The 4,520-nt window shown below is 76.5% G+C and carries 4 protein-coding genes and 1 pseudogene; 1 reads left to right on the top strand and 4 read right to left on the bottom strand.

From position 1 onward, the window contains the following. Positions 1-78: 78 nt before the first annotated feature. Positions 79-471: pseudogene (locus RIN80_RS22920) on the top strand (IclR family transcriptional regulator C-terminal domain-containing protein); the annotation flags it as partial. Here the strand turns inward: RIN80_RS22920 and RIN80_RS22915 are convergent. From RIN80_RS22915 to RIN80_RS22900, 4 genes are all read right to left on the bottom strand, one after another. Then, positions 448-1,323 carry an oxygenase MpaB family protein gene (locus RIN80_RS22915; RefSeq protein ID WP_309097527.1) on the bottom strand — a complete coding sequence of 292 codons (876 nt, stop codon included), beginning with the start codon at positions 1,321-1,323 and terminating at the stop codon, positions 448-450. The pseudogene RIN80_RS22920 and the gene RIN80_RS22915 overlap by 24 nt on opposite strands. A gap of 72 nt (positions 1,324-1,395) precedes the next feature. Continuing rightward, positions 1,396-2,277, bottom strand: coding sequence for an SDR family oxidoreductase (locus RIN80_RS22910; RefSeq protein ID WP_309097526.1), 882 nt, complete (start codon positions 2,275-2,277; stop codon positions 1,396-1,398). Positions 2,278-2,313: 36 nt separating this feature from the next. After that, complete coding sequence (locus RIN80_RS22905) at positions 2,314-3,933, bottom strand: NAD(P)/FAD-dependent oxidoreductase (RefSeq protein WP_309097525.1); 1,620 nt, start codon at positions 3,931-3,933, stop codon at positions 2,314-2,316. Next, the gene (locus RIN80_RS22900) at positions 3,926-4,438 is read right to left on the bottom strand and encodes an SRPBCC family protein (RefSeq protein WP_309097524.1); all 513 of its coding nucleotides are present in this window, start codon (positions 4,436-4,438) and stop codon (positions 3,926-3,928) included. The genes RIN80_RS22905 and RIN80_RS22900 overlap by 8 nt, the downstream gene beginning before the upstream one ends. Positions 4,439-4,520: the final 82 nt, after the last annotated feature.

The following is a 4,520-nucleotide window of genomic DNA, read 5'->3' as shown; positions in this document are numbered from 1 at the left end:
CCCTCCTTGCCCGCCTTGTCCCCCTGATCCTTCCCACCCCGACTTCGTCGAAGTGGCGGGGCCCTGAGGGGCGTATCGGCCGCGTGGCTGTCGGGGCGGTCGGCGGTCGGGGCGCACATCCGCGTCGGCGCCCGCTGGCCGCTGCACGCCACCGGCGTCAAACTCGCCCTGCTGGCCCACGGCGGCCCGGATCTCCAGGACGAGTACTGCGCGGGGGAACTCGCCGCCTTCACCCCGTACTCGATCACCGGCCCGGCGCGGCTGCGGCGGGTGCTGGCCGAGGTGCGGAGGTCCGGGGTCGCCGTGAGCGACCGTCAGGGCACCTGGGACGCACCGGTGCGCGGCGCCGACGGTGCGGTCACCGCCGCCGTGTCCGTCGTCGTGCCGTACGCCGACGCCCGGGTCCCGGTGCCGGCCCCGGCGGTGCGGCTGGCGGCGCGGGGCATCTCACGTGCGCCGGGGTGGCAGCCCCGACGCCTGACGGCCCGGGGTCATCGCCCAGCGGATGGTCCGGGTCAGTGCCTGCCCGGTGGGGCGGACGGCGAGGGTCTCGACGACCGGCACCCGGGGCAGCCACAGCATGCCGCGCGCCCAGGGCGGCAGCAGCGTGACGGCGTTGGCCACCAGGCCCCCGTAGAAGGGCCGCACCGCCAGGGGCAGGGGCGGCTGGAAGAGCAGGAAGCGGGCGGCCGCCCGGGCCTCGGGCGTGGCCCGCAGTTCGGGCCGGTAGGCGGTCAGCCGCTCGGACAGCTCGCGGCGGTCGCGCGGCGGGTCCTCGGCGCCCAGGGCCTCGGCGACACGGGCGGTGTCGGCGACGTAGGCGTCGTAGCCGGCGGCGTCCAGGGGCCGGGCCCCGTAGCGTTCGTGGGCGCGCAGGAAGCTGTCCGTCTCGGCGGCGTGCACCCAGGCGAGCAGGTGCGGGTCGGCCGCGTGGTACGGCTCGCCCCGCGCGGTCGTGCCCCGGATCCGCTGGTGGATGCCGCGGACCTGGTCGACGGCCCGCCGGGCGTCCTCGTCGGTGCCGTAGGTGGTCACGGCCAGGAAGGTGCTGGTGCGCTGCAGGCGGCCCCACGGGTCGCCGCGGTAGCCGGAGTGCCCGGCGACCGCCGCCATCGCGAGCGGATGAAGGGACTGCAGCAGCAGCGCGGTCAGCCCGCCGATGAACATCGAGGCGTCACCGTGCACCGTGCGGATCGGCCGGTCGGGCCCGAACCAGCGCGGTCCGGGCGTGTGGTGGATACGGGCACGGGCCTGCGGCCCGCCGGGTCCCGCGACACGGCGGAACAGGGCCTGGCCCAGGTGTTCTCGGACTCCGGTCAGCACGGTCGGCCTCCCTTCCCCTGCCGACCAGTGTCCGTCATGTCCGCGGCTGACGGGCCCGGCGGGCCCGGGCGGTCAGGACCGGGGCTTGGCCGCCGCCCGGTCGGCCCGGCCGCCCGCGCCGAGCAGCCCGGTGCGGCGGAGGGAGCCGGCGGCCTCCAGGCGGGGCAGTTCGCGGCGTGCCACCCGCAGTACCACGGGCGGCACGGCCGAGCGCACCGGCTGCGTCAGCCGGAGCCAGGCGGGCGCGTACACCGCCGTGCGGCGGCGCTCCAGGCATCCGGCCAGGCGGGCGGCGACCACGTCCACGGGGTACACGCGCCGGGCCGGCGGGGGCATGTGGGCGCGCAGTTCCCGCATGACGTCGTAACGGTCCGCGTCGCGGATCATGTCGGTGTCCGTCCAGTTGATGTAGGCGATGCCGACGCCGACGCCTCGGTGCGCCACCTCCGCCCGCAGTGCGTGCGCGAAGGCCTCCACACCCGCCTTGGAGGCGCAGTAGGCGCTCATCAGCGGGGCGGCGGCGATGGACGCCAGCGACGCGACCTGGAGGAAGTAGCCCGCGGTGTCGAGGAGGTCCGGCAGGAACGCCCGGGCCGTGTGGGCGCTGCCGGTGAGGTTGACGTCGATCACCCGCCGCCAGACGTCCGGATCGGAGTCCAGGAACGCGCCGCCCTCGGCGACGCCGGCGTTCGCCACCACCGCCGAGGGGCGGCCGAGCCCGTCGCGCACGGTGCGGGCCGCCGTCTGGAGGGCGGGGAGGTCGGTGACGTCGACCTCCACGGCCAGCGCCGGGCCCGGCAGGGAGGCGGCCAGCGCCTCCAGGGCGGCCTTCTCGTGCCCGAGCAGCGCCACCCGGGCGCCGCGCCGCGCTGTCTCGCGGGCCAGCGCGGCGCCGACACCGCGGGCGGCTCCGGTGATGACGACCATGCGGTCGGCGAGTGGACTGCTGTGCATGACTGCCCTGCCTTCCCGGCTGCCGGGGCTGGAGGCTCAGCGCCTGGTTCCGGCGCGGTCGCGGCCGGCCAGGGCCCGTTGCGCCCGGGCCAGGCCGGGCGGCAGGTTGCGGCGCAGCGCGGCCCGGGCGGCGTTGGCCCCGGGCGCGCCGTGCACCCCGCCTCCCGGGTGGGCTCCCGAGGAGGCGAGGAACAGACCGGGCACCGGCGTCTCCGGACGGCCGGTGCCCGGCAGGGGGCGGAAGAAGAGCTGCTGGTGCATCGCGGTCGTCCCGCCGTTGATGGCACCGCCCGGCAGATTGGCGTCCATGGCCTGAAGCGTCGGGGGCGCCAGGATGCGGCGGGCCCGGATCCGGTCGCGGAAACCGGGCGCGAACCGCTCCACCTGGCGTTCGACCCGGTCGGCGAAGAGCTCCTGGTCCCTGGCGGACCAGTCGCCGGTGATGCCCTGGTCACCCGCGTCGGCCCGGATCTCGTGCGGGATGTGGGTGTAGGCCCAGGCCGATTCGGTGCCCTGCGGGGAGCGGGTGGCGTCGGAGGTGGTCATCTGGCCGAAGATGACGAACGGGCGGTCGGGGACCTGCCGCATGGCGATCTGGGCGGTGAAGCGGGTGAGCTCGTCCACGCCGTCGGCGAGGTGCACGGTCCCGGCACGGGACGCCTGCTCGGCCTTCCAGGGCACCGGTCCGTCCAGCGCCCAGTCGACCTTGAAGGTGGCGAAGTCCCACTGGAAGCGCCGCAGGTCCGCCAGGAGCTGCGCGGGCAGGTGCTCGGGCTCGACGAGCTCGCCGTACAGGGCGGGCACCGACACGTCCGCGAGCACCGCCCGGCGTGCGCGCACCGCGTCACCGGCCGCCGTGCGCACCCCGAGGGCGCGCCCGCCACGGATGACGATCCGCTCGACGCGCTGCCCGCAGCGCACCCGGCCGCCCCTGCTCTCCAGGCGGCGCACCAGGGCCGCGGTCAGCGCGCCGGAGCCGCCCTCCGGGACGGGGAAGCCGTAGGTCTGCCCCAGCATGGCCATCAGCCAGCCGAAGCCGCCGCTGCCCGCGGACTCGGGAGCGAGGTCGGCGTGCAGGGCGTTGCCGGCCAGCAGCAGCCGGCCGCCCTCGCCGCGGAACTCCTCCTCCCCCAGGCGGCGCACCGGCAGCACCAGGGACCGGGCCATGCGCAGGCCGCCCGCCGCGCGCAGCCGCAGCGCGAGCCGGGCTGTCGCGCGCACCGGCGGGAACGGGGTGAACAGCGCGTCCAGGAGGTCGGGGCGCAGGCCCTGCCACACGTCGTGCAGCCGCCGCCAGGCGTCACCGTCGGCCGGGTCGAACGCGTCGAGGGAGGCGGCCGTCGCGTCGACGTCGCGACCCAGGACGGCGCAGCTGCCGTCGGTGAGCGGGTGCGCCACCACGCTGGGCGCGTGGCTCCAGCGCAGTCCGTGGTCGTGCAGGCGCAGGCTGTCCAGGACCGGGGAGGCCGCGGCGAGGGGGTAGAAGGAGCTGAACAGGTCACTGACGAACGCGGGGTCGACGCCCCGGTCGTGGCGCACCGCGCCGCCCGGTTCGGGCTGCTCCTCCAGCACCTGCACACTCCACCCGGCGTCCGCCAGGAGATTCGCGGCCACCAGGCCGTTGGGTCCCGCGCCGATCACCACGGCGTCAGGCATGCCGGCCCCCGTCCGCGTGGGAGCCCACGGTCACCTGGCCCAGGGCGCGACCGCCGCGCTCGGCTCCCACCCCTGCCTGGTCCTCGCACAGGCGGGCCAGCCGGGCCAGCATGGCGCGGTGGCGCAGCTGGATGAGCGCCTCGAAGCCGACGTTGTGCAGCCGGCCGCCCGCGCCGCGCAGGGGATGTTCGTCCACGATGACCAGGCAGTCCTCGCCCCAGGGCCGCAGCTCGATGGCGATGCGCGCGGTGCCGAGCGCACCGGCGTGGGCCTCCAGCTCCAGTCTGCTGCCCTCCTCGCAGTGGCGGACGGTCGTCTCGTTGTCCAGCCGCACCGGGCCGAGCCGGACCCGGTAACGGATCGCGGCGTCCTTGTGCGGCCAGTGCCCGCGTACCGGGTGGGACCCGGAGGTCCCCACCACCCACTCCCCGTAGCGGTTGCCGTCGGCGAGGACGTCCCACACGGCACTCGGCGGGACTCGGATCAGGTGATGGCGTACGGCCACGGATGCCTCCTGCTGCCTCGACCGGGTAGTGCGTCCCGAGTGCCCCGCCGGGCCCGTTTCAACAACGCGGAGGGGCAACCGC

The sequence above is a fragment of the Streptomyces sp. genome (assembly GCF_031181705.1).
GTDB lineage: Bacteria > Actinomycetota > Actinomycetes > Streptomycetales > Streptomycetaceae > Streptomyces.
The sequence above is the reverse complement of the archived record's forward strand: the minus strand, read 5'-3'. Positions and strand labels throughout refer to the sequence as shown.